Genomic DNA, 241 nt, shown 5'->3' on the forward strand with positions numbered 1-241 from the left:
GGCCCATCTCTAGTGCTTTACCGTAAGCACTCACTCGATGGCTGATGGGGTCCAGCAGCAATCCGTTGATTTCGATAGGGTCTTCCACACCGCGTGGGGTTGCTCGGCGCAGCACGGCTTTCAGACGCGCCACCAGTTCACGGGGTGAAAACGGCTTAGTGATGTAATCATCTGCGCCAGCTTCTAGCCACTGAATTTTATTATCCTCTTCGCCTTTGGCGGTGAGCATAATAATAGGCAG

The 241-nt window shown here is 53.5% G+C and carries 1 protein-coding gene; it reads right to left on the minus strand.

Features of this window, described 5'->3' with window-relative positions:
• Positions 1–241: response regulator (locus R0J92_RS26085; protein ID WP_411053825.1), on the minus strand; the 241-nt coding region annotated here is incomplete at both ends.

Source organism: Tritonibacter sp. SIMBA_163, from assembly GCF_046535935.1.
GTDB lineage: Bacteria > Pseudomonadota > Alphaproteobacteria > Rhodobacterales > Rhodobacteraceae > Epibacterium > Epibacterium scottomollicae.